The following is a 24,465-nucleotide window of genomic DNA, read 5'->3' on the forward strand; positions in this document are numbered from 1 at the left end:
CCAGGCCGCACAACTTGCCCGAGGCGGGGTCGGCGATGAATGCGCCCGCGAAGTGATCGAGCTTCTCCTCGAGCTCCAGAAGACCGCGCAGAAAGCTGGATGACTGCCGCGAGAGCTCACAAACTCTCGGCGACCAGTGGCTGGATGACCGGCTGACCGCGGCGATCCCGCAAGACCTCGACCTCGACGCCATAGGTCTGCGCGATCAGCGATGGCGTTACGATCGATTGCGGTTCACCGCTCGCCTTCATCGTGCCGTTTGCGATCACCAGCAGGTTGTCCGCATACTGGCAGGCAAGATTGAGATCATGCAGCACGACCATGGTTATCCAGCCATTGGCGCGCGTTTCCCGGCGCACCAGATCGAGCAGGGCAACCTGATGCTTCAAATCAAGCGCGCTGACGGGTTCGTCCAGCAGCATGATGCGGGGCTCGCGCATCAGTACCTGCGCAAACAGCGCCATCTGCCTTTGGCCGCCGCTCAGCGAAGCGATGTCGCGACCGGCGAGATGGGCGATACCGGCCTGCGAAAGGCGCATCATCGCCATGTCGAGCGTCTCGTCGTCGATATGCAGCGACAGTCGGCCAAGCCGCCCGAGAACCACGACTTCGAGAACCGAAAGGGCGATATCGGCGGCAGTGTCCTGGGGCATATAGGCGAAGTTTTCGCGCCAGGCCTTCAGCGCCCGTCCGCTCGTCCGTGCCGCGGACAGTCTGTTGTCGCCGAACGTCAGCCTGCCCTCGGCCAACGGCAGGTCGCCGAACAGCGCGCGCAGAAGCGTGGTCTTGCCTGCGCCGTTCGGACCGATGACGGCATGGATCTTTCCGGCCTCTAGACTGGTGTCGATACCGGAGACTATTTGCTGGCCGCCGTGCCGGATGGCGATTTTTTCGAGACGGATCATGCGCCATGTCTCTTCGGCGCAAAGATCAGCCACAGCAGGAACGGCACGCCGACGATGGCGGTGACGATGCCAACCGGAAACAGGGCGCCGGGAATGATCGATTTCGATACGACGGAGGCGGCCGACAGCATCAGCGCGCCGCTGACGACCGACATCGGCAGAAAGAAGCGTTGATCCTCGCCCACCGTCATGCGGGCGATGTGCGGGGCGACCAGACCGATGAAGCCGATCACACCGACGAAACTCGTGGCGGTCGCCGTCATGATCGCAACGATGACGAGGATCTTCATGCGCAGCAGCCGGACATTGACGCCGAGGCTCGCGGCCCGCATCTCGCCCATGCGCAAGGCCGCCAGTTTCCAGGAATCCGCCATCAACAAGGCGCAGCAGACCGATGTCACGGCGGCGGTCAGGCCGAGCGTCGGCCAGGTCGCTTTCGTCAGGCTGCCGAACAGCCAGAACAATATCTGCTGCGACAGCTCTGGCGAGGAGAGGAACTGGATGAGCGACAAAAGCGACTGGAACAGGAACAGGAGGGCAATGCCGCCAAGAATGATGGTTTCCGCCGTCATGCGGCGCATGGAGGCGAGCGTGAAGAGAAAAAGCGCCGCCAGCATGGAGAAGACGAAAGCGCCGAGCGGCACGGCGATCATCGGATCGAGGCCCAGCCCCCCGAGCGCCAGAACGAGTGCAGCGCCGAACCCTGCCGCAGCCGCCATGCCGAGCGTATAGGGGCTGGCCATCGGGTTGTTGAGAAGCGTCTGCATCTGCGCGCCTCCGGCCCCGAGTGCGGCACCGACCGCAAGCGCCATCAGCGCCATCGGCAGGCGCAGGCCGCGAACGATGGAATCCGTCATCACAGCCCGCTCGCCGAGCCCTGTCAGCGACCGCATCACTTCTGCCGGCGACAGCAGCGAGGGGCCTGTCGTGATGTCGAGAACGAGGCATGCCGCCATCAGAAGCACGAAAATCAGGACGATGCGCCAGCGCCGGCGTTCACGCAGCCGGTGCGCGCCGATCGCTTCGGCATTGCTCGAGGTAGCTGTCATGGGAAGCCTTGTCTCAACGGAAAACGAGCGCCATGAGACATGGCGCCCGCAAAACTAGGCAGGTCAGGATCAACCCTTGGCGGCAATGGCAAAGGTGCCTTCGGGAACCACCGGCAGATACTTCTTGTAGTAGCCGAGGTAATCGGCAACAGGATCGACATCCTTGAACTGCTCCGGATAGAGCTGCTTGGCGATATACTGCACCATCGCAAAGTCCGAGAGTGTGCGGGACGCGCCCTGATAGACGCCGAAGACCTGGCCGTCCTTGACGGCGGGCAGCTCGTTCCAGCCCTGGCGGGTTTCGAACGCCTTGAGCTTTTCGCGGGCTTCTTCGGCCTTAACGCCTTGCCCCATCGGCAGGGCCGTCTCGTTCTTGTTGTTTTCACGGCCGGAAATGAAGATGGCATCGGGCTTGGATGCCAGGACCTGCTCCGGATTGATCGGTCCCCACCATTCGACGAAGGGCGCCGCGATGTTGTCGCCGCCGGCTGCGGTGGACATGGCGCCCCACATGTTCTTGCCGTAGGTGAAGGAATATTCCGCCGGTCCCTTGTTGCCGAACTCGACATAGACCTTCGGCTTCGGTTTGTCCGATGCAGCGATGCGGTCGGCAACGTTCTTCAGCGCGCCGGCGTAGAAATCGGCGATCTCCTTGCCGCGTGCGTCCTGACCGGTCAACTGCCCGAAAAGCTGGGTCGAAGCGACATGGCGCTCGACCGTCTGGGCGTTGTAGTCGACGACGACCACCGGAATGCCTTGCTCTTCGAGACGATGGGCGTCTTGGCCGAGCGCCTGGTACTGCCAGTCCGCCAGGATGACCAGGTCAGGATTGAGGCTCAACACCTTCTCGATCGAAAAGGTCTGCGCTTCCACTTCGCCGACATCGGCGATGTCGCCGATCGACGGGCGGTGGGCAAGGTGCATCTTCCAGTTCGCGGGAACCCAACCCTCCCATGCTTCGCGGGAAATCCCGACGACGGAGTCATAGGCCTTCTCGCCGCCAACGGCCATGTAGTCCTCGAAATAGAAGCCGAGCACCACGCGCTTGGCCGGAAGATCGACCTTGACCTCACGGCCGATCACGTCGGTGATCGTCTTCTGTTCCGCCATGGCGGACGGTGCGAAGAAAACAGCGGAAACAGAAACAAGCGATGCAGCCAGCCAGCTGGCCACGGATCTAGAATTCATGACGACCTTCCATCAATTTGAGACAGCGCCGGGTTATAAAAGTTGATCAAATAAATCAAGTTATTTATCAAGGGGGCTTATTGCCCGAGAAAATATTGGTGCTTCAATCCCTAAGCGTCTTCCTCAGGCGATGGATATGGGCAGCGCCGATGCCGCAGCAGCCGCCGATGATCGTCGCGCCGGCTTCGGCCCAGGAGCAAGCATAGCGCGAATAGGCATCGTCATTCAGGTCGTTGCGGGTCTCATGCAGGCCTTCATTGGCGGCTGCCTCGCCTGTTTCCCCTTCGAAGGTATTGGCATAGACGCCGATTTCGATGGAAGCGTCCATTGTCCGGAACACCCGCGCTGCCGTCTCCACCGCCGCCTGCATGACCTCGGGCTTGCTGCAATTGAACAGGAGTGCTTCGGCGCCCGATGAAACCGCCCACGATGCCGCGTCCTCGACTCTTTCTTCGGAGCGAAGCTTCGGTTCGCCGCCCCTTATGGCTGCCTCGTCGTCCGCCAATGTGAACGAAATCCAGAATGGCTTGCCTGACGTTGCCACCGCATTGCGGACAGCCTCTGCCTCAGCGATCAGGCTCAATGTCTCGCCGAGCCATACATCGACGAAGGGGCCGAGGTTTTCGACAAGCACCTCGAGATAATCCTGCACCTGCGAAGGCTGAAAATTCTGCGGCTCGTATGAGCCGAAGATCGGCGGCAGCGAGCCGGCGACCAGCACCTTCCGATCCGTGACGGCATCAGCCGCCTCGCGCGCCAAGCGGCCGGCGAGACGGATCAGCGCCGCCCCCTCCTTCCAGAACCGGTCCGCACCAATATGAAAGGGCACCAGCGCATAGCTGTTTGTCGTAACGACTTCAGAGCCGGCGGCGATGAATTCCTGGTGTACCCTACGGACGATATCCGGCGCATTGATCAGCGCCAATGCCGACCATTCCGGTTGTTTCAGCTCGGCGCCCAGCCGCAACAGTTCGCGGCTCATGCCGCCATCGAGAATTCGCATCGTACTCATGAAGAGGTCTCCATTCAGGCTGTCGCGCCGTCAGCGGCGGCGGGCTTTTCATAACAAAGTGGGCGATATGTAGGTGGTTCGTGCGCCAGCGAGTTCATAGCCAATCTCTTTCCTGTCGGCCTAGCGGCGAACCGGCACCTGCGCTTCGAGACTTCTGAAGACGCGGGCGATGACGGCGGTCAGCGCCAGATAGAAGAGGGTAACGACCAGCAGCGGTTCATAGACGAGCAGCGTGTCCTGCCGAACCTTGTTGGCCACGGCATAGAGATCCATCACCGTCACCGTAAAGGCGAGCGGTGTCGCCTTGAGCTGCATGACGATTTCTCCTGCAATCGTCGGCAGGGCAATACGAATGGCGCGCGGCAGCCAGATGCGGCGGGTCAGCATCCAGGGCGAGAGGCCGAAGGCCCGGCCGGCTTCGAGCTCGCCCTTGGGAACGGCAAGCAGCGCGCCGCGCAACACCTCCGCCTCATAGGCTGCGTAGTTCAGGGTAAAACTGACGGCGGCGAAAAAGAAGCCCTCGCGCAGGATCGGCCAGAACAAGCTCTGGCGGATACCGGGGACCATGGGCAGCAGCGAGCCCACCCCATAGTAGAGAAGCCACAGCTGTATCAGCAGCGGCGTGCCGCGAAAGAAGGTGCAGTAGCTCCGCGCCAGGAGCCGCGTCAGTCTGCCGCCGCTGACCTGTGCGAAGGCGAGGCCTATGGCGAGGACGAAGCCGAACACCACGGAGATCACCAGCAGGCAAACAGTCTGCCAAGCGCCGGTCAGAAGCAGCGGCCAATAGGAAGAGATCCAGGTGAAACTCATGGGGCGCTTTCCTCAGGCAAGGCGCGGCTGTCCCCGCCGTACCCGTCCCTCGATCAGTTTGAAGACGACATTGGAAACAAGCGTGATGGCGAGATAGAGAAGGGCCGAAGCAAGGAAAAAGACGAAGTAATGCTTGGTGCTTGCCCCGGCAAGACGGGTGGCTAGCGCCAGTTCCTGGTAGCCGACGACCGCCACCAGCGCGCTGTCCTTGGTGACCGACATCCACAGATTGGCAAGACCCGGCAGCGCGTTTGGCAGGAGCGCCGGCAGCAGGACCCGGCGGAACCTCAGCACCGGTCCCATGCCGAAGGCTTTGGCGGCCTCGATCTGGCCGACGGGAATGGCGAGGATCGCGCCGCGCAGCACCTCCGTCATGTAGGCACCCTGGACGAAACCGAGCACCGCAACGGCCGCGACGAAGCCGTTCACATTAACCGGCGGCAGCTCCAACACGGCGAGCAGCCGGTTGAGGCCATCGGTGCCGGCATAATAGAGCCCGACGATCAGGATCAGCTCGGGAACGGCGCGGATCAGCGTGGTATAGAGATCGAGCATGAGACGAAGCATGCGATTGCCCGAAAGCTTTCCAAGCGCGCCGCCCGTGCCGAGCAGCAAGCCGATCGCAAAAGCGCAAGCCGAGATGGCGACCGTGGACACCGCACCTGCCAAAAGAACGCCGCCCCATCCCGGAGGATAGGGAGACAGCAGGTCCAGAATACCTTGTTGCGCGGTCGCCATTATCAGGACTGCTTACTTTGCGCCGTAGATGTCGAAATCGAAGTATTTCTTGTTGATGGCGTCATACTGGCCACTGGCACGGACGGCAGCGATCGCCGTGTTCAGCTTGGCCTTCAGCTCAGTGTCTTCCTTGCGCAGGCCGCCCGAAACGCCGGCGCCCAGAATCTCCTTGTCGTCGGCAACGTCGCCCATCTTGGCGCAGCAATCCTTGCCGCCATCGCTTTTCAGGAACGCGTCAAGCGCCAGTGAATCGCCGAAGACATAGTCGATACGGCCGGAGGCGAGATCCTGGAACGCCTCATCGAGCGTCTGGTAGGTCTTTTCCTCGGCAGCGGCGGCGAAATACTTCTTGTAATATTCCGACTGGATCGTCGACACCTGAATGCCGATGGTCTTGCCCTTCACGTCCTCGGCGGTGGCGCCCGGCTTCTGGTCCTTGGGACCGATCAAGGTGCTCGGCGTGTTGTAATATTTGTCGGTGAAGTCGATCACCTTCGAGCGTTCCGCGGTGTTCGACATCGACGACCAGATCACGTCGAACTTCTTGCTCTGGAGCGCCGGAATGAGACCATCCCAGGAGATCTCGACGATCGAGCATTTCTCCTTCATCTCTTCGCATACGGCATTCATCAGGTCGATTTCCCATCCCTGCCATTGGCCGGAGGCGTCCTTGGCGAAGAAGGGCGGATAGGATTCGTTCATGACGCCGAAGCGGACTTCGGCCTGTGCCGTGACGGCGGAAAGCACGAGTGCCGCGCCGGCGAACAGTGTGGGAAGCAGTTTCATTCGCAGGATTCTCCTGGTTTGTGTTGTGTTGTCGATGAGAGATCGAAATGCATCAGTGGGTGCTGAGACCGGTGAATTCCCGGCAGCGGGCGCTGACGGGCGCCCCGAATATCTGCTCCGGCGGGCCTTCCTCCTCGATCCGTCCCTGATGCAGGAAGAGAACACGGCTGGAGACATCGCGGGCGAAGCGCATTTCATGCGTGACGATCAGCATGGTCCGGCCTTCTTCCGCGAGATCGCGGATGACCTTCAGGACCTCGCCGACCAGTTCCGGATCAAGCGCCGATGTCGGCTCGTCGAACAGCATGACATCAGGATCGACGCACAGCGCCCTCGCAATCGCCGCGCGCTGTTGTTGACCGCCGGAGAGGAACGCGGGATAGGCATTGCGTTTATCGAAGAGCCCGACCTTGTGGAGCAGGGCCTCGGCCTTTTCGATGGCCTCGCGCCGCGAAATGCCCATGACATGCACCGGCGCCTCGATGACGTTTTCCAGCACCGTCCGATGGGCCCAGAGATTGAAACTCTGGAAGACCATCCCGAGCCCGGTCCGCAGCCGTTCGATCTGCCGCCAGCTGCGCGGCTGCAACCGGCCGTCCCGCCCCATCTTCAGCGCGATCTCCTCGCCGTTCACGGCGATGCGACCGCGATCAGGCGTTTCCAGGAAATTGATGCATCTGAGAAAAGTGCTCTTGCCGGAGCCCGACGAGCCGATGATCGAAATCACGTCAGACTTGTAGGCCTGCGCGGAAATACCCTTGAGAACCTCTTGCGAGCCGAAGCTTTTATGAAGATCTTCGACGCGAAGAGCAGGAAAGGGTTGATCTGGCATGCATGGTTCCGGGTGAATTGAGCTTGCGAAGGATAATGATAAAATAACGCGGTTTTTTCGCGCAGTTTTCATCTATTATGCATATTTTATGCAAAATATTCTTCTTCGTGCGGCAAGTACGGCAGAATGCGCGAGTTGCTGCGGCGAGAACTAGGATTGGACAATGGAACAGCTGGATCGTTTTGACCGTGACATTCTCGATATCGTTCAGCGCGACTGCCAGCTGAAAGCCGAAACGATTGCCGAACGGATCGGACTGTCGGTCTCGGCCGTGCAAAGGCGATTGAAGCGGCTGCGCGAGGAAGGCATCATCAAGGCCGAGGTGGCCGTCGTCGACCGCAAGGCGACGGGTACAGCGATGGTGTTCATCGTCGGAATGGAGATCGAGCGGGACAATTACGACGCGTTGGCGAAGTTCCGCCTCTGGGCGGAAAAGCAGGATCACATACAGCAGGTCTATTATGTCACCGGCGCGGTCGATCTGATCGCGATCGTTACCGCCCGCGACGTCGAGCATTATGACGATATCGCGGCCCTGATTATGGCTGACAATCCGCAGATCCGCCGCATGCACACGAATGTGGTGCTGCGGGACGTCAAGCTCGGCCTGTTCGTCCCGCTGGACTAGCGCACACGCGATGCCCCGCCGGCATTGGTTCCGGCTGCCACGGATCGGGCACCGACAAGCCGCTGGACTCGCATTTGACAAAGGGCATAATTCCCGGCGCAAATTCTCGGGAGGAATGATCGTTGACGTTACGACACCAGATCATCGCATTGGCGATCGTTCCGCTCGTTATTTCGATCCTTGCGATCACCACCTTCATCACCTGGCAATCGGCAAACCTCGCCAAGAACAGCATCGACACGTTCGAGCAGAACATGCTGAAGACCAAGGAAGCCGAAATCCTCAATCTGACCAACCTTGCCCTGTCCGCCATCCAGACGATCTATGACAAAGCCGGTGCCGACGACGAAGCCGCCAAGCAGCAGGTGGCAGCGATCCTGACTTCGCTCGACTACGGCAAGGACGGATATTTCTTCGTCTACGACTACGACGGCAACAACATCGTCCATCCGCGCCAGAGTTTCCGCCATGGGCACAACTGGCTCGACCTTACCGATCCGGATGGCGACAAGGTCATTGCCGAACTGATCGCCACGGCAAAAGCGGGCGGGGGTCTGCATCAGTACAAATGGCAGAAGCCATCGACCGGACAGATCGCCGACAAGCTCTCCTTCGTCGTCAGTCTCGACAAATGGCACTGGGTCGTCGGCACCGGCGTTTATCTGGATGACGTCTTTGCCCAAAGTGCCGCCGCCAACGCCGGGATGCGCGCCAACATAAAACGGACCTTCGTCATCGTCGCGCTGATCGCCGTGCCGTCAGTGCTCGTCGTTTTCACCACCTGCATGCTGCTGACGTTCCACGAGCGCCGCATGGCCGACAGCCGGCTCAAGCAGCTGACGCAGCGGGTCATCGATACGCAGGAAGAAGAGCGCGCACGGCTTGCACGGGAGTTGCATGACGGCATTTCCCAGAATCTCGTCGGCGTGCGCTATGCCATGGATCTTGCCGGCCGCAAGGTCAGAACCAATGTCGACGATGCTGCTGTCACCATCGACCGCGGTGTCGAGGCGCTGAACGGCGCCATCAAGGAAATCAGGCGGCTGTCGCACGATCTGCGCCCGCGCGTGCTCGATGATCTCGGCCTGACGGCTGCCCTCGAGGCGCTGTGTTATCACTTTGCCGAGCGAACGGGGATCGAAACGAAGATCGACGCTTCAGGCTTCACCGACACGCTGAAGGCCGAGGCGAACACCGCCCTTTATCGTGTCGCCCAGGAAGCGTTCAACAATGTCGAGCGCCACTCTGGCGCCTCCCGGCTTGCGGTCAAGCTCTGGAGCGACAACGGCCGCGCCCGCATGACCGTATCCGACAACGGCACTGGCTTCGACGGCACCAACGACGACCTGTCCGGCAGATCGGGTCTCGGCCTGCGCAACATGCAGGAGCGAATGGCCCACTTCCGGGGCCTGCTGCTGATCAACAGCAGCGAGGCGGGCACGACGCTGACGGCGATGCTGCCGAAATCGGCCAATCGCCCCGCCGGCAAGCAGGCAGAAGCGGCATGACGGAACGCCCGAAAATCAGGGTGCTCTTGATCGACAACCATCCGCTGGTGCTGGACGGATTGAAGGCCGTGCTCGAGACATTCGACCATATCGAAGTTGCCGGCACGGCCGGGCTCGCGCAAACGGGGCTGGAGATCGGCCGGCAGGTCCTGCCGCAGGTCGTGCTGATGGACATCAACATGCCGAAGCTGAGCGGCATCGATGCGATCGAACTGTTCAGGAATGAACTCCCCCAGGCACGGGTGGTGATGCTCTCCATGCATGACAGCCGCGAGTATATTTCCTCCTCGGTCATGCATGGCGCTGCAGGTTACATCCTGAAGGACGTTTCGACCGACGAGATCGTCTCGGCCATCGAGACCGTGGCGGGCGGGGGGACATATTTCTCGTCCGGCGTCTTCGACGCGCTGATGGGCGAACGCGCGGAGGAGGGAACCGATCCCCTGACGCCGCGCGAACGCGACATTCTCGGGCTGATCGTTGCGGGCAGGAGCAACAAGGAGATCGCCGAAACGCTCGGGATCACCTCCGCCACGGCGGAAACGCATCGCAAGAACCTCAAGAGGAAGCTCGGCATTACGACCACGGCTGGGCTTATCCGCTATGCCCTCGATCACGGCATCGTCTCGAAAGTCGGGTGAATCTACTGCACAATTCAGAGCTCTACAGCGTGCTTCGCGCGTCTGAAAAGACGCGACACTGTCGTCTACCCACTTCTGGGTAGACCCCGGCATTTCAGCGCCGCGCCCATCTTGTGAGGACAAAACCAACGCCATAGGACTCCATCCACGGCTGGCCGAGTGCGAGCCGTTGGGAGGAATTCACATGCGTTACATCAGCTTCCGATCGGTCGGAAAACCTCAAGCGACCCGAGCCGGGCCTGCCGCGTCCGCCGGCTGAAAGACCTGCCTTCCACGCCGACAACTGGAACATGGCGACCGCGTTGCGGCGCCTGAAAGGTATCCCGACATGGAAAAACCACGTAGCAAGGCAGCGCTCTGGCTGCTTGTCATTCCCTATCTAGGTCTGCTCTGGCCGCCATTTTACAATGTCCGCGAGCCATCTCTGTTCGGCTTTCCCTTCTTCTATTGGTATCAGCTTCTCTGGGTGCCGATCACCGCGACGTTGACCTGGATCGCCTATCGGAGCACCCGCCATGACGACTGACATCAACGGCACGGCACTTGCCGTCTTCATCTTCTTTTTCGTGCTCGTCACCGTCTTGGGCTTCGTCGCCAGCCGCTGGCGCAAGCCCGAGACACTGGCCCATATCGATGAATGGGGCCTCGGCGGACGCAACTTCGGCACCTGGATCACCTGGTTCCTCGTCGGCGGCGATTTCTATACCGCCTACACCGTGATCGCCGTCCCGGCGCTGGTCTATACGGTGGGAGCCTACGGCTTCTTCGCACTGCCATACACTATCGTCGTCTATCCCTTCGTCTTCATGGTCATGCCTGTCCTGTGGAAACGCGCCAAGGATTTCGGCTATGTGACGGCTGGCGACGTCGTCCACGGTCAATACGGATCGCGCAGTCTCGAACTCGCCGTGGCGGCAACAGGCGTCATTGCCACCATGCCCTATATTGCCCTCCAGCTCGTCGGCATGACGGCGGTGCTGAAGGCGCTCGGGCTGCATGGCGAACTGCCGCTGGCGATCGCATTCATCGTGCTGGCGCTCTACACCTACTCCGCGGGCCTGCGCGCCCCGGCTCTGATCGCCTTCGTCAAGGACATCATGATCTATATCGTCGTGATCGCGGCCGTCGCACTGATCCCGTCGAAGCTCGGAGGCTACGCCAATGTCTTCGCCTCGGCCGATGCGGCCTTCCAGGCCAAGGGTTCCGGCAACCTGCTGCTTGGTGGCAACCAGTATGTCGCCTATGCCACGCTCGCTTTGGGCTCGGCACTCGCGGCCTTCATGTATCCGCATACGCTGACCGGCATCTTTGCCTCCAACAGCGGCAAGACGATCCGCAAGAATGCGATCATGCTGCCCGCCTATACGCTGCTGCTCGGCCTTCTGGCGCTGCTCGGCTATATGGGGCATGCCGCCAACCTGAAGCTCGACAGCGCCAACGACGTCGTTCCGACGCTGTTCAAGACGCTGTTTTCGGGCTGGTTCTCCGGCTTCGCCTTCGCGGCGATCGCCATCGGCGCGCTGGTGCCGGCGGCGGTGATGAGTATCGGCGCCGCCAATCTCTTCACCCGCAATTTTTGGAAAGCCTATGTCGATCCTGACGTCAGCGATGCGGGCGAGGCCAAGGTCGCAAAGATCACCTCACTCGTCGTGAAGGTTGGAGCGCTTCTCGTCATCATCTTCCTGCCGACGCAATTCGCACTCGACCTGCAGCTGCTCGGCGGCATCTGGATCCTGCAGACGCTTCCGGCCCTGGTCTTCGGCCTGTACACCAACTGGTTCCGTGCACCCGGCCTGCTTGCCGGCTGGTTCGTCGGCTTTGGCGGCGGTACTTTCCTCGTCTGGGATGCCGGTTGGAAGCCGCTGCATCTGATCAGCCTCGGCGGCGAACCCTTCACCGTCTATACCGGACTACTGGCGCTTGCGGCCAACATCGCCGTTGCGGTCGTGGTCAACGCCTTGCTTCCGGCCACGGCTCCGGCCCGGGCATAAGATTCAAATGCGAAGGGCAGCAAACGCTGCCCTTCGCAAGAATCATACGGCTTTGCTTTCCAGTATCAGCCGGAAAGAGATCAGAGCGACTTAAAACTCTTCCCAATCGCCGGCCAATGCCGCATTCCCATTCGTCTGGAACGACTTACCTACCTTGGCAATCATCTGGCGCGCGGGCGAGGGCGCCGGTTGAGCGCGAGGCGCTGCGGCAGCGGGCGGCGATACGCGCTTCGGTGCCACCGCTCCGCCAATGTTGAACTGGCCCAGCAGTTGGAACAGCGCGTCGGCTTCCTTGGCGAGGTTATGAGCGGCCGCCGTGGCTTCTTCGACCATGGCGGCGTTCTGCTGCGTCCCCTGATCCATCCTGTTGACGGCGGTATTGATCTCTTTCAGCCCCGTCGCCTGCTCTTGCGAAGCGCCGACGATGGCCCCCACATTGCCGTCGACCTGCTGCACCTGCTCGGCAATCTCCTTCAGCGCCTTTCCGGTCTCGCCAACCAGGGCAACACCGCTTTTGACGTGGCCGTTCGAAGCGTTGATGAGTTCCTTGATTTCCTTTGCGGCCTTGGCGGAACGTTGCGCCAACTCGCGCACTTCCTGAGCGACGACCGCAAAGCCCTTGCCTGCCTCACCGGCGCGGGCGGCTTCGACGCCGGCATTAAGCGCCAGCAGATTGGTCTGGAACGCGATTTCATCGATGACGCCGATGATGCTGCCGATTTCGGTGGCGGAGGATTCGATCTTGCCCATGGCATCGACTGCATCCCGAACGACGCTGCCCGAGCGCTCGGCACTGTCCTTCGTCTTGCGAACGAGCTGGCCGGCTTCCTGAGCCTTGTTGCTCGAGTCGGCAACGGTGGTCGTAATCTCTTCCAGAGCAGCGGCGGTTTCCTCGACGGAGGCTGCCTGCTGTTCGGTCCGCTTGGCGAGATCGTCCGAGGCGGAGCGGATCTCCTGTGCACCGGCCGCGATGGCGCTGGCGTTCTGGGCAACCTTCTGCATGGCGGCACGGAGCTTTTCGACTGCAGAATTGAAGTCGGCTCTGAGCTTTTCCAGAGACGGAATGAACGGAGTGCCGATCTGCTGTGTCAGGTCGCCGTCAGCCAGTGCTTGCAGCGCATCGCCAAGCTGGCCGACAGCCTTGTCCGTCTGTTCGGCAAGGGTGCGGCGTTCATCGGCATCCTGCTCGAGCCGATGCCGCTCCGATACGGCTCTCTGCGCCTCGGCGTCGGCTTCCCGTTCGGCCTTTGCCGAAATTGCGTCGCGCAGCCCTGCCACCGCCCGTGCAAGCTTGCCGATCTCATCGCCCCGCGCTTCGAGGCGGCGATCGCCGTTGAGATTGCCGTCGGCCATCGCTTTCAGCGAAAGCTGAAGTTTTGCCAGCGGGCCGACGATCGTGCGTGCGGTCACGGCGGCGGCAACCAGTGAAAGAACGGCCGCAATGCCAAGCGCGGTCAGGGCCAATGGCTTGAAGCCGCTTGCCGTGCTGCGAACCTCGCCGCCAATCGATTTGTTCAGCGCTTCCTGGTAGTCGATGAATTTGTTGATGGCGCCAAGCCAGGCAACGAAGGCCGGCCGAGCCTGTTCGAGCAGGATCTTGCGGGCCGCCTCGCCGTCGCCCTTCTCCTGCAGCGCAATGATCTGGGCGACCAGAGGATTGGTCTTCGCCTGGATGTCTGCGATCTCACCGAGAATGGTCTTTTCCTGTTCCGTCGCACCGGCCGGAGATGCAACCATATCCGCCATGCGCTTTTCATTCTCGGCGTAAGAGGCTGCCAGCTTCTCGATCAATGCCTCGGCCGTCTTCCGTTCATCGTCAGACGTCACCAGAGTGACGTCGCGGATGGCGATTGCCCGATCATGCACGCTGCCGCGATAGTTGATGGCAAACCGCTGCTTCACGCTGTTGACGTCGTTGATGGTTCCAAGCTTATCGTTGATCTGCGCAACTTTTCCCGTCGAATAGATGGTCAAGCCGACCATCAGCAAGAGGAGAACGCTGAAGCCAAGCGCCAAGCGCGCCACAACCCCGAAACTCATGATATTCTTCATATGCACTCTCCCCTCGCGGTGAGGTTTGTTGGAAGGATGTCTCGGCAGCCAGGATTGCTTGTCATATCTCGTTCAAATGCAGAGCCTCGGTGTCTCCGAGTGCATCCGACGGGCACCCCTGTGCCCGGAATCGCGCTTGAGATACGGGACATCCGTCAAAGCAATAAGAGCCGATTTCATGCGAAATTCGGGTGCCTGGCCCGCCATCATGGCGGAGGTGACGGTCCTCAAGAACGTCGCCCCGATATCTAAAAAAATTAGAGTAATATATTTTAGAGAGTGTAAACGGAGCCGACGGAGCATGGCTATCCGCTTTATTTGGATAGCGTTTGCGCTTTTCGGATGGACAATTTGACGAGCGCTCTCCCGATGGTTGCGAAATCACCAACTTCCCCCGCATAGCAAGGTTCTGCGGCTTGCCCGCGACTACCCGACGCCGTCCTGGCATCGGGTAGTGATTTACCGAAAGGTCTTGGCAATCGGCATGAATTGCAGTTGCGGTGCCGGAGCGCTGGCGCTTCGCGCTTCAGCTACGCAGCAGCGGAAGAAGCTGATCGCCCTGCCGCTTGATTTCCGAGAGATAGGGCGTGTCGGACAGCACGAAATGGGTGATGCCGAGATCCTGGTATTTGCGCAGCGATCGGGCGACGTCTTCCGCCGAACCGACCAGCCAGGTGGTGCCGGCACCGCCGCCGCCGAACTTGCCCGGCGCGGTATAGAGGTTGTCATCGAGGACGTCGCCGCGCTCATGCAGATCGAGCAGCCGCTGCTGGCCGACAGCGAGCGCGCGCTGGTGATCGTGCCAGCCGGTACCCTTGCTTCTGGCCATCTCGGCGACCTTCGCCTCGGCATCGGCCCAGGCCTGCTCGGTGGTGTCGCGGACCAGCGTCGTTATCCGCAGTCCGAATTCCAGCGGCGGGAGGTCGCGGTCCAGCTCCCTGCTCAACGCCTTCAGTCGCGCGATCCGTTCGCCGACACCGTCGAGCGGCTCGCCCCAGAAGAGCTGGACATCGGCCTCGGTGGCGGCCACCCGCTCGGCCGCCTCCGAAGCGCCGCCAAAATAGAATTTGGGGTGCCGACGGTCGTCGCGGACCTGGATGCGCGGCACCACGGTGGATTCAGCGACGCGGAAGTTCTCGCCCGCCGACATGACGTTTTCTTCGGTCCATAATCTGCGGACCAGCCGCATGAACTCCTTGGTCCTGGCATAGCGGTGTGCCTGATCACCCTCGCTGTCGCCGTAGGCAGCCAGGTTGTCCTTGCCCGACACGATGTTGATCCGCACGCGGCCGCCGGTCAGGTGGTCCAGCGTCGCCGCCGCGGAAGCGAAGTTCGCCGGTCGCCAATAGCCTGGGCGGATCGCAATGAGCGGTTCGAACGTGGTCGTCCGGGCGGCGAGCGAGGTTGCGATGGTAAACGTGTCGGGGCGGCCCCAACCGGTGCCGATGAGCGCGCCCTTCCAGCCATGTTCTTCCAGCGCCCTGGCGTGGCTGGTCAGCGTATCCAGGCTGTTGTGATTCTCGACGGCGGAATCACCGCGATGACCGGCTTTGACGTCGTTCGGAATATACCAGAGAAATTCGGAATTATTGCTCATGCGATGCTGCGGTTCTGTATGTGATTGGAACAAAACGAGCGGGAGGGAAGCCCCCTCAAGAGATCATACGGCCGCCTGCACCTGCTGCTGCCCCGCCTGAACCACAAAGCCATTTGGCGGGCGTTGAAGGCCAAGGTTTTCCCGCAGCGTCGTGCCTTCGTATTCGTGCCGGAACAGGCCGCGCTTGCGCAGGATCGGGACGACCTGATCGACGAAATCGGTCAACGCGGTGGGCAGGATCGGCGGCATGATGTTGAAGGCGTCGGCAGCACCGTTCTCGAACCAGCTCTGCATCGCATCGGCGATCTGCTCCGGTGTTCCGACGACCGTCCGGTGGCCACGAGCGGTGGCGACCGCCAGATAGAACTGGCGCAGCGTCAGATTGTTGCGCGATACCAGATCGGAAACCAGCTTGAGGCGGCTTTTGTTGAGTTCGGTATTATCAGGCAGGGCAGGGGCGGGATCGTCCAGCGAGTAGCCGGAAAGGTCGACGCCCTTGAAGTGGCGGGCAAGGATATTCCAGGCGATGGAGGGATGAACCAGCGATTGGATATGGTCGTAATTCGCCTGGGCTTCCGCTTCCGTCCCGCCAAGCACCGGGAATATGCCGGGACTGATCAGCAGTTCGTCCGGCCGGCGTCCGTAGCGGGCCAACCGCCCTTTGACGTCGGAATAGAATTCCTGCGCATCCTCGAAGGTCTGGTTGGCAGTAAAGATCATCTCGGCCGTGCGGGCGGCAAGTTCGCGCCCCGGTTCCGATGCGCCGGCCTGCACGATCACAGGATAGCCCTGCACCGGGCGGCCGACGTTGAGCGGACCGGCCACCGAGAAGAACTTGCCCTTGTGATCGACGAGATGCACCTTGTCGGGGTCGAGATAGATCCCGCTTTGCTTGTCGCGGATAAAGGCATCGTCCTCATAAGAATCCCACAGGCCCTTCACCAGGTCGACGAATTCCTCGGCCCGCTCATAACGATCGGCATGGGCGGGATGGCCTGCGATTGAAAAATTCTTCGAAACATCGGCGCCTGTCGTGACGACGTTCCATGCGGCGCGGCCCTTGGAGATATAGTCCAGCGACGCGAACCTGCGGGCGAGAAGGTAGGGGTCCTCGTAGGTGGTCGATGCCGTGGCGACGAAGCCGATATGTTTGGTCACCTGTGAGAGGGCGGCCCAAAGCGTCAGCGGCTCGAAATGCGCGCCCTGGGCGGTGCGGCGAAGCGCTTCCGGGTCCTTGGCGCGGTCCCATCCAGCCGGACTGTCGGCGACGAAGACGAGATCGAATTTGCCGCGTTCGGCGGTCTGCGCGAGCTCCCGGTAGTGATCGATATTGAGGCCGGCATCGGCCTGCGCCTCCGGATGGCGCCAGGCGGCGATATGATGGCCGGTCGCCATGATGAATGCGCCAAGCCGCATTTGCCTTTTCGATGTGCTCATTGGCTTATCCCCAGATCAAATTGAACTGTTGCTGATGTCAGGCGGCCTTGCGGCCCGGAAGCTCGACACCGAGCCGGCTGAGAAGACGGTTTCGGAATTGCCCAAAGCGCGGATCGCCGTGGTCGCGCGGCGTCGGCAGATCGATCTTGAGATCCTCGATGAGGCGCCCTTCGTCGAGAACCAGGATGCGGTCGGCCAACGAAATCGCCTCATCGACGTCGTGGGTGACGAGCAACACGGCAGGACGGTGTCTTGCACACAGCTCCCGCAGCAGATCGTGCATTTTCAGCCGGGTCAGCGCGTCGAGCGCGCCGAACGGCTCGTCGGCGAGAAGCAGGGCCGGCTCGCGCACCAGCGAACGGGCAAGCGCGACCCTCTGCTGCTCACCACCCGAAAGCTGGTTCGGCCACGCCGTTTCCCGGCCTGCAAGTCCTACCTCCGCCAAAGCCTTCCGCCCGGCTTCCTGGCCGGAGGCGCCAGTCAAGCCGAGCGTGACGTTCTGGATGACGGTGCGCCACGGCAGCAGGCGGGCATCCTGGAAAACCACCGAAAGGCTCTCCGGCGTCTCGAGGGTGCCCGTTCCCTCGACACCGTGATCGAGACCGGCAAGAGCCCTGAGGAACGTGCTTTTGCCGGAGCCGCTGCGGCCAAGCAGGGCGACGAACTCGCCTTCCTCGATATCGAGATCGACGCCGTCGAGGATCGTCTTCGTCGCAAACCGCCGTGCGAGGTCTCGCACGTGGACGGCTTTGTTTGCAGGCTTCAGTTTGCCAGGGTGCGGCGCCATGAGAGGGCCCTCCGTTCAAGCAGGCGGACGAGACCGTCCGAGACGAGACCGAGCAGCACATAGACCACCAGGCCGACGAGAATGACGTCGGTCTGCCCGTAATTGCGGGCAAGATCGATCATGTAACCGAGCCCGCTGGTGGCGTTGATCTGCTCGACCACGACGAGAGAAACCCAGCAGAGGGTGACGGCAAACCGCAGACCCAGAAGGAAACCCGGCAAGGCACCAGGCAGCACGACCTGAAGGATGAAGTCCTTCTGGCTCATCCGCAGGGTTTCGGCCAGTTCGACATAACGGCTGTCAATGCTGCGGAGCGCGTTGTGGGTGTGGATATAAATCGGCACGATCACGGCAAGCGCGATGGTCGTAACCTTCATGCTCTCGCCGATGCCGAACCACAGGATCAACAAAGGGATCAGGGCCAGCGTCGGTATCGCGCGCTTGATCTGCACCGGCCCGTCGATCAGGGCTTCGCCGATCCGCGAAAGGCCGGCGATGACCGCCAGGATCGTGCCTATCAGCAATCCGATACTAAGGCCGAGCAGGGCGCGTGTCGCTGACGTCACGAAATTGTCCTGCAGGCGACCCTGCTCGATCAGCCTTACGAAAGCCTCGGCCACTGTCCACGGCGCCGACAGGATCCGCGGGTCGATCCATCCGAGCGCCGAGCCAACGACCCAGGACAAGACGAGTAATGCCGGCCCGATCTGCAATCCGAAAGGGATCGCCGGTCCGGGGCCCAACCTGCGCCGGGCTCGGGGGCCAGCGGAACCAGCCGGGTTTACGAGGCGAGAACCTGCCCGCACAATTCTACCGCCGGACGACCGCGACAGTTTCGCCTCATCTGCATCCCAAGTGGTTGCCATGCTTCAAATCTCCTCTCCGAAGGGGTGTCGAGCGTTACTGGCTCTTGGCCAAAGCCGCGGCGCCGAGCTTTTCGAAGCGATTGTCGAAAATCTGCTCCACATTGAAGGGCTTGTAGCCGAGCTCGCCTGCCAGCAGGTCGATGGTTTCCTGGTGGCGCTTCTTCACTTCGCTCCAATCGCTGGGAACGACCTGTTCGCCGGTCAGCTTGACGAGATATTCCCCGTCCTCCTGGCTCAACCCCTGCTGACCGACGTAATATTCCTTGATCCAGAGATCCGGGTTCCGGTTCACCCATTCGGTGGCGCGTGCCCACAGGCCGACATATTCGGCGAGAGCTGCCGCCTTGGCGGGATCGTCCAGAACCGATTGCGGCGCATAAAGATGGCTCGGATCGTCGCGCAGGCCATGTTCCACGAGGGTCGCGCCATCAGGCCCGTATTGGGTGATATAGCGCCTGATGTAGACGCCGCCGAGCGGCGCGATGTCGACCTGCTTGCTCGCCAATGCCTTCGGGTAGACGTCACTGGTGCTCGGCAGTTCCACCAGGGTGACGTCACCGCTCTTCAGACCTGCCGCGTGCAGCGCGCGTAGAACGAGCGTGCCCTGTGCCTGACCCGGGCTGAAGGCGATGCGCTTGCCGCGGAAGTCCGCGAGCGTCTTGACGGCCGCGCCTGGCGCGATGCCGAAGCGGTAGATGGGATTGGCGATCGGGTCACGGCGTTCGCGATAGGCGATGTTGCGGACGGGCAGATTGTTCCAGTTGGCGAAGATCGAAGGGATCTCGGCCACCGACCCGACATCGAGTGCATGGGCGCGGAAAGCTTCCGACGTCTGCGGCCCGCCGCTGATATTGGCCCATTTGACCTCGAAACTGAGCTCCTTGCCCAGGCCGGACACTTCGAGCGCTTTCTGCGTGACCGGATCGCCGACCGTCAGCACCGTGCCCGGCGGCACTTTGGGAAGCAGGGGAGCGTCTGCCTGGGCTGCCGCCGGACCGTGAATGGCACTGAGACCAAGCAGACTGAACAACGCAATTTTGAATGTCTTTGCCAATGTCATCGTCGATCTTCCCGTTTAGGATTGCTGATTGCAGGAGCGATGCACGGTAAGATGGAATATAATCTACTAAATCGATAGACTATTTAGTTTAATGAAAGTGGCGCTGAGGGAAAATTGTCCTCAAAAGTCGGGCAACCGGACCGATCGCATCCGGCGCGTCCGAAGGATGCTCGGCGCGTCCCGACATGAAAAAAGCGCCTGGGACGTTCGTCCGCGGGCGCTTTCCGGGTCTTTGTTCAAACCCTTACTTTTGTTTAAGGCCGGGCGCGGACCGCAGCGACCGCCCTTCAGACGCCAAGCCGTCGCGGACGTCGGGATCGCCTTATGTCAGGCAATATGCGGTGCATATTCGTTGGCCGCGAATACATGATGATGCACTTTGCCGGTAAAGAGCTGCAGGAGTTCGCCGGTGACCTCGCGGCTCTGCGACCGCACATCGGAGAGAAGTGCCGCGTTCACCGCATCCATATCGGGATAGCGAATGGCGAGCGCCATGGCATAGATCGGGGCGCCTTCGTCGCGCTCCATCCCATCCAGCACCCGGATTTCCTCGGCGCCCGGAAACTTCGTCCAGAGAGGGACGAGCCGCTGCCGCACGAATTCGCGGAATTCCCCTTCTCTGCCGGGATGGATTTCGCCTTCAAACAAAGCATAACGAATGATCATAGGTTCTCTTTTCCAAAACTCGCCGGAGCTGGATCGATGTTGGCGTGCTCTACAGCGCCGCGCGTCTTTTTAGACGCGCAAAGGACGCTGTAGCGCTTTGAATCTACGCATCGTGCTTCCGATGCGTCGTAAGATCGGGGCGTATCGATCGATACGCCCCGATTGGAAGGGTTATTTGCCCCAGATTTTCTTGTATTGATCGCGATAACCGTTGTCGGGATCGAAGCTGTTCTTCGGCCCACCGTCAAACTCGACGTTCTCACTGGTCACCACATGGAGCGGCGACACGTAGCCGGACCATGGAGCACCCGCAAAGGCGCGGTTCAATTCGTCGACGAGCTGCCAGCCCTGGAGGTTGAGCGGCTCGGCGACGGTGACGGCCTGGAACTGCTTGGCACGGATACGCTGATAGGCGCTCTCCGAACCGTCGCCGGCTGCAACGTTCACCGGCTTTCCATCACCGGCAATGCCGGCCGAGGCGAGCGAAGGTCCCATGAAGTCGTAATAGAGGTCGTTAATCGCCAGCGAATGCGTCCACTTCGCGCCATACTTCTGCAGAAGCGACGTGGTTAGCTGCGGCATGCGCTGAGAGGTTTCGGCGATCGGCGTATCGACATATTCGAGCACCGTGCCGCCGAGATCCTCGATCTCCTTCTTCATGCGATCGGCCTTGGCAATCGCGATCGCATAGGTGGAGTCGGTAAAGATGATGACGCCCGGCTTGCCGGCGGCATCGGTAAAGGCCCAGTCCGCCGCGGACTTCGACACTTCCATCGCATCGGTGGTCACGTTTGCGAAGACACCGACTTCGGGAACCGGACCGACCGCCGAGGCAGCGTGCCAGGAAACCATCGGAATGCCGGCAGCCTTGGCTGCTTCCATCGCCGGCTTCTGCTCGACCGCGTCAAAGCCGTTGATGATGATGCCATCCGGCTTCAGCGCCATGGCCTGGCCGAAAGCCGCGGTCCGCCCGCCGATCGAGCCGGCGCCGTCAAGCGCCTTCACCGTCCAGCCGAGCGCGCCTGCCGCTTCCTGAACGCCATTGACCACGCCGAGGATGCCACCGTTTTTCATATCGCCGGCAAGAATGACGATGTTCTTTCCGGCAGCGCCCTTGGGGCCGCTCGTCGGGCCATCCCAGGCGCTCACCTTGGAAGCATACTTTTCGACCACGGCTTTGGCGTCGGCCATCGAATCGGCCCATGCCGGCATGCTGAGCATAACGGCGACGGTTGCGACCGTTGCCTGCAATAACGTTCTGCGCTTCATGTTCACTCCTCCATTTTGTTTGTTATGAAATGCCGGGATCAGCCGGCATCCTCATTTGGATGCGGGTGTGATCCTCCTCACAGCTCCGCGCTTGCGCTGGGCGTAGCCTGCTATGCCGATGGCAATCAGCAGGGTGACGCCGTTGAACAGCGGTTCGACGAAGAACGACCCGCCGAATTGCTGAATTCCTGATATTCCGACCGCCAGGATGATGACGCCGATCAAGGTGCCCCAGACGTTCACCCGCCCAGGCTTGATCGTCGTCGATCCGAGGAACGCGCCGACAAGCGCCGGCAGCAGATATTCGAGGCCGACGCTCGCCTGGCCGATGCGCAGTTTCGAGGCGAGAAGGACCCCGGTCAGAGCCGCGAGCAGCCCCGAGGTGACGAATGCGCCGATCACGAATTTGCGGACCGGAATGCCATTGAGGGCCGCCGCCTTCGGATTGGCGCCGATGGCGTAGAGATAACGGCCGATCGGCAGGTATTCGAGCACGATCCACATGCAGATGGCGATCAGCAGCACGTAGAAGCCGGTGATCGGCAGGCCGAACAGCATGGTGCCGTTCAGCGCATAGAAACCATCAGGCAGGACGCCGACCACCTGCCGGCCGCCGGTGTGCCAGAGGGCCAGCGCATATAGGACGGTTCCGGTGCCGAGCGTCGCTATGAAGCTGTCGATCTTCGCGACCTCGACCAGCAGGCCGTTGATGCAGCCGGTCAGAACGCCGAGCGCGAGCACGATGACGACCGCGACCGGCCAGGGCAGGCCGTAGGCCGTCTGCAGGCTGATGGCGAGAATGTGCCAGAGCACGATGCCATAGCCGACGGTCAGATCGATGCGACCCGATGCCATCGGGATCATCGCAGCCAACGATAGAAGCGCGATGATCGCCTTGTCGGACACGATCGAGCGGACATTCAACACGGTCGGGAACGTATCGGGCAGAAGGATCGAGAAGATCACGATCAGGCCGACGGTCAGGATCACCAGCCCGTAAACCGGGATCAGGCGTCCGATCTTCTGTCCTGTGGACAGACCGGCCATTTCGCTCTTGGTCGGCTCCAGGGCCGTGGATTCAATGGATTGCATGGCTGTTCTCCCGATGGCTCAAGCGGCTTCCGATGCGGATGCGGCCGTGATGACCGCCTCCGTCGTCAGAGCGCTTCCAGTCAGTTCGCTGACGATTTTCCCGCGCGAGAAAACCAGCGCGCGGTGGCAGATATGGGCGATTTCCTCGAAGTCCGTCGACACCACGACAACCGCGAGACCGGCCTCGAGCGCCTGGGTGATCAGACGGTAGATCTCCGCACGCGCGCCGATATCGACGCCGGCGGTCGGATCTTCCGCGACGAGCAGCTTGCGGCCGGTCGCCAGCCAGCGGCCGACGACCACTTTTTGCTGATTGCCGCCCGACAGGGCCTCCACCGGCAGATCCGGGTCGTTCGGTCGCAGGCCGACGGAATGGCCGATCTTATGGGCAAGATCGGCTTCGCCGCGCGGCGACAGGAAGGACAAAAGCCCACGCCCGACGGCTCCCGGATTAAGATAGGTATTTTCCCGAATGGACAGCGAGAGCGCCACGGATTCCTCTGTCCGGTCACGGGCAATCAAGCCGATGCCCGACGCCATTGCCCCTCGCGGGCTGGAAAGGTCGGGGGCCTCGTCATGCAGCAGAACCGAGCCGTTGAAGGGCTCGCAACCAAACAAGGCGCGGCCGATCCGTTCCTGACCGGCGCCGCGCAATCCAGCCAGTCCCAGAAGCTCGCCCTCGCGGATATCGAAGGATATCGGGCCTGTGCCGGCGCAGACGAGATCGCGGACCTCGACGATCGCCTTGCCGGGCGTGATCGCCGTTTTGGAAAAGAGGCTGTCGCCGCTGCGGCCGATGATCATCGTCACCAGTTCCTCGGGGCTGGTCTCGCTGACGGGCTTCTGTCCCACCATGCATCCGTCGCGCAGAACGGCGACCCGATCGGCAATCCGGAAGATTTCGTCGAGCCTATGGGAAACGTAGATCATCCCGACGCCCCGATCCTTCAACGGACGGATCGCATTAAACAGCCGATCGACTTCATCGGCGGGAAGGCTAGCCGTCGGCTCGTCGAGCACCAGCACGTCGGCTTCGACGGCAAGCGCACGGGCAATGGCGACAAGCGACTTTTCGGTGCGCGACAGCGCCGAGACCCGGGTGGTGGGATCAAAATCGCAGCCGACCAGTTTCAAGGCTTCCTTGGCGCGCGCCTGTGTCCTGTTCCAATCGATCAGGCCGCGACGCATCGAGAAGCCCTGCGACAGGCCCATGTTCTCGCCGACCGTCATCCACTCAATCAAACCGAGATCCTGGTGGATGAAGGCAACCGGCTGCCGCTCGTTCGGCTTCGGGGGACGATGGTGGTAGCTCTGGCCGCGAAACAGGATGTCGCCGCTATCGGGCTTGTAGATGCCCGCAAGCGTCTTGATGAGCGTCGATTTGCCGGCGCCGTTTTCTCCCAGCAGCGCGAGGATTTCTCCTTCGCGCAGGTCGATCGAGACGTCGCGCAGCGCCTGCGTGCCGCCGAAGCTCTTGGTGATCGACTGGAATTCCAGCAGTCTCTTGGCTTCCACTGTGGCTCCTCCCAAAGCTGCGGTTTTCATGGACGT

23 protein-coding genes are annotated in these 24,465 nt (G+C 61.4%); 5 read left to right on the plus strand and 18 right to left on the minus strand.

The window, feature by feature from the left end:
* Positions 1-116 precede the first annotated feature (116 nt).
* From BA011_RS37910 to BA011_RS37945, 8 genes are all read right to left on the minus strand, one after another.
* Complete coding sequence (locus BA011_RS37910) at positions 117-905, minus strand: ABC transporter ATP-binding protein (protein WP_065284599.1); 789 nt, start codon at positions 903-905, stop codon at positions 117-119.
* Positions 902-1,954, minus strand: a complete 1,053-nt coding sequence (locus BA011_RS37915; protein ID WP_065284600.1) for a FecCD family ABC transporter permease — start codon at positions 1,952-1,954, stop codon at positions 902-904. Before BA011_RS37915 ends, BA011_RS37910 begins: the two co-directional genes overlap by 4 nt.
* Before the next feature lie 69 nt (positions 1,955-2,023).
* Complete coding sequence (locus BA011_RS37920) at positions 2,024-3,142, minus strand: ABC transporter substrate-binding protein (protein ID WP_065284601.1); 1,119 nt, start codon at positions 3,140-3,142, stop codon at positions 2,024-2,026.
* Between the two features lie 103 nt (positions 3,143-3,245).
* Positions 3,246-4,154 (minus strand): homocysteine S-methyltransferase family protein, encoded by a 909-nt coding sequence (locus tag BA011_RS37925; RefSeq protein WP_065284602.1) that lies wholly within the window; start codon positions 4,152-4,154, stop codon positions 3,246-3,248.
* Positions 4,155-4,274: 120 nt separating this feature from the next.
* Complete coding sequence (locus BA011_RS37930) at positions 4,275-4,964, minus strand: ABC transporter permease (protein ID WP_065284603.1); 690 nt, start codon at positions 4,962-4,964, stop codon at positions 4,275-4,277.
* Positions 4,965-4,976: 12 nt separating this feature from the next.
* Positions 4,977-5,702, minus strand: a complete 726-nt coding sequence (locus BA011_RS37935; protein WP_065284604.1) for an ABC transporter permease — start codon at positions 5,700-5,702, stop codon at positions 4,977-4,979.
* A 12-nt stretch (positions 5,703-5,714) separates the two neighbouring features.
* Positions 5,715-6,488 carry a transporter substrate-binding domain-containing protein gene (locus BA011_RS37940; RefSeq protein ID WP_062940416.1) on the minus strand — a complete coding sequence of 258 codons (774 nt, stop codon included), beginning with the start codon at positions 6,486-6,488 and terminating at the stop codon, positions 5,715-5,717.
* Positions 6,489-6,540: 52 nt separating this feature from the next.
* Complete coding sequence (locus BA011_RS37945) at positions 6,541-7,320, minus strand: ABC transporter ATP-binding protein (protein ID WP_065284605.1); 780 nt, start codon at positions 7,318-7,320, stop codon at positions 6,541-6,543.
* Between the two features lie 163 nt (positions 7,321-7,483).
* On the opposite strand from BA011_RS37945, the gene BA011_RS37950 reads away from it, so the two are divergent.
* From BA011_RS37950 to mctP, 5 genes are all read left to right on the plus strand, one after another.
* Positions 7,484-7,948 (plus strand): Lrp/AsnC family transcriptional regulator, encoded by a 465-nt coding sequence (locus tag BA011_RS37950; protein ID WP_003555489.1) that lies wholly within the window; start codon positions 7,484-7,486, stop codon positions 7,946-7,948.
* Positions 7,949-8,070: 122 nt separating this feature from the next.
* Entirely contained in the window at positions 8,071-9,456 is a 1,386-nt protein-coding gene (mctS, locus tag BA011_RS37955) for a sensor histidine kinase MctS (RefSeq protein ID WP_065284606.1), read from the plus strand.
* Entirely contained in the window at positions 9,453-10,097 is a 645-nt protein-coding gene (gene mctR / locus BA011_RS37960) for a two-component system response regulator MctR (protein ID WP_065284607.1), read from the plus strand. Before mctS ends, mctR begins: the two co-directional genes overlap by 4 nt.
* Before the next feature lie 328 nt (positions 10,098-10,425).
* A complete protein-coding gene (locus tag BA011_RS37965) occupies positions 10,426-10,623 on the plus strand; it encodes a DUF3311 domain-containing protein (RefSeq protein ID WP_018486084.1) in 198 nt (65 codons plus the stop codon).
* Positions 10,613-12,088 carry a sodium:solute symporter family monocarboxylate transporter gene (gene mctP / locus BA011_RS37970; protein WP_065284608.1) on the plus strand — a complete coding sequence of 492 codons (1,476 nt, stop codon included), beginning with the start codon at positions 10,613-10,615 and terminating at the stop codon, positions 12,086-12,088. The genes BA011_RS37965 and mctP overlap by 11 nt, the downstream gene beginning before the upstream one ends.
* A gap of 90 nt (positions 12,089-12,178) precedes the next feature.
* Here the strand turns inward: mctP and BA011_RS37975 are convergent, their stop codons facing one another.
* The 10 genes from BA011_RS37975 to BA011_RS38025 all read right to left on the minus strand — a co-directional run bounded on the left by BA011_RS37975 (position 12,179) and on the right by BA011_RS38025 (position 24,429).
* The gene (locus BA011_RS37975) at positions 12,179-14,140 is read right to left on the minus strand and encodes a HAMP domain-containing methyl-accepting chemotaxis protein (RefSeq protein WP_065284609.1); all 1,962 of its coding nucleotides are present in this window, start codon (positions 14,138-14,140) and stop codon (positions 12,179-12,181) included.
* A gap of 526 nt (positions 14,141-14,666) precedes the next feature.
* On the minus strand, positions 14,667-15,737 hold the full coding sequence (locus BA011_RS37985) for an LLM class flavin-dependent oxidoreductase (protein ID WP_065284611.1): 1,071 nt from the start codon (positions 15,735-15,737) through the stop codon (positions 14,667-14,669).
* A gap of 63 nt (positions 15,738-15,800) precedes the next feature.
* The gene (locus BA011_RS37990) at positions 15,801-17,174 is read right to left on the minus strand and encodes an LLM class flavin-dependent oxidoreductase (RefSeq protein ID WP_065284612.1); all 1,374 of its coding nucleotides are present in this window, start codon (positions 17,172-17,174) and stop codon (positions 15,801-15,803) included.
* A 37-nt stretch (positions 17,175-17,211) separates the two neighbouring features.
* Positions 17,212-17,961, minus strand: a complete 750-nt coding sequence (locus BA011_RS37995; protein WP_065284613.1) for an ABC transporter ATP-binding protein — start codon at positions 17,959-17,961, stop codon at positions 17,212-17,214.
* A complete protein-coding gene (locus BA011_RS38000) occupies positions 17,937-18,827 on the minus strand; it encodes an ABC transporter permease (protein ID WP_065284614.1) in 891 nt (296 codons plus the stop codon). The genes BA011_RS37995 and BA011_RS38000 overlap by 25 nt, the downstream gene beginning before the upstream one ends.
* 34 nt (positions 18,828-18,861) lie before the next feature.
* The gene (locus BA011_RS38005) at positions 18,862-19,887 is read right to left on the minus strand and encodes an ABC transporter substrate-binding protein (RefSeq protein ID WP_065284615.1); all 1,026 of its coding nucleotides are present in this window, start codon (positions 19,885-19,887) and stop codon (positions 18,862-18,864) included.
* A gap of 327 nt (positions 19,888-20,214) precedes the next feature.
* Positions 20,215-20,553: a hypothetical protein gene (locus tag BA011_RS38010; RefSeq protein WP_065284616.1), complete on the minus strand. Its 339-nt coding sequence runs from the start codon at positions 20,551-20,553 to the stop codon at positions 20,215-20,217.
* Positions 20,554-20,724: 171 nt separating this feature from the next.
* The gene (locus BA011_RS38015; protein WP_065284617.1) at positions 20,725-21,822 is read right to left on the minus strand and encodes a substrate-binding domain-containing protein; all 1,098 of its coding nucleotides are present in this window, start codon (positions 21,820-21,822) and stop codon (positions 20,725-20,727) included.
* Positions 21,823-21,873: 51 nt separating this feature from the next.
* Positions 21,874-22,914 carry an ABC transporter permease gene (locus tag BA011_RS38020; protein ID WP_003555504.1) on the minus strand — a complete coding sequence of 347 codons (1,041 nt, stop codon included), beginning with the start codon at positions 22,912-22,914 and terminating at the stop codon, positions 21,874-21,876.
* A gap of 18 nt (positions 22,915-22,932) precedes the next feature.
* Complete coding sequence (locus BA011_RS38025; RefSeq protein ID WP_065284618.1) at positions 22,933-24,429, minus strand: sugar ABC transporter ATP-binding protein; 1,497 nt, start codon at positions 24,427-24,429, stop codon at positions 22,933-22,935.
* Positions 24,430-24,465 lie beyond the last annotated feature (36 nt).

Origin of the sequence: Rhizobium leguminosarum (assembly GCF_001679785.1) — a bacterium.
Lineage (GTDB): Bacteria > Pseudomonadota > Alphaproteobacteria > Rhizobiales > Rhizobiaceae > Rhizobium > Rhizobium leguminosarum_R.